This is a genomic window from Photobacterium sp. R1 (assembly GCF_054600795.1).
Genome location: NZ_BAAHZP010000055.1, coordinates 1 through 585, shown reverse-complemented (window position 1 = coordinate 585; position 585 = coordinate 1). Strand labels below are relative to the sequence as shown.

At 55.0% G+C, this 585-nt stretch carries 1 protein-coding gene; it reads right to left on the bottom strand.

What is annotated here, in order from left to right; genetic code table 11:
• On the bottom strand, positions 1–581 hold a 581-nt coding region (locus ACYP03_RS23910; RefSeq protein WP_459782349.1), incomplete at its 3' end, for a pyridoxamine 5'-phosphate oxidase family protein.
• Positions 582–585 lie beyond the last annotated feature (4 nt).

Here is a 585-nt window from a genome sequence, read left to right as displayed (position 1 = left end):
GCGGCACGGTAGTCCGGTATCGGGATCGACTCGTGCAAACCTGCCGTCGCTTTGAGCGGTCCGATCACAGTGCGGTACGGAATAAAACCGGCCCAGGCCGGCACATCCAGATCAACCGGATCGTCGGACACTTCTTTATTGCTGATTTTGACCGAAGCTTCGTTAAGCGGCATTCTCAGCACAGTTGTCGCCGCCAGCTCTTTTTGGTTACTCAGCCGAATCTCCTGCGTTCTTCCGGGGGCAATCTGCTCAACAAAATGGTTCAGCAGCTGGTCTTTTTCAGCGTTATCCTCTATCACCTCAAACTGGCCGAATACCACAGCTGAGCGGTAGTGGGCGCTGTGATTAAACGCCGACCGCGCCAGCACCCAACCATCGAACAGCGTAAAGGTTAAGCAGGTTTGCACCTCCTGCTTGAGTTTACGCAGCAAACGGCTGTTGTTGGCGCCGTGAATATAGACAAAATCACCCACCCGCCACGCCAGCATAGGGATCACCACCGGCCCCTGCGCTTCCTGAATCGCCACATGCGCCACCAGGCTTTCATCAATGATCTGATACAGTTTCTCCTGTTCGAACACCGCC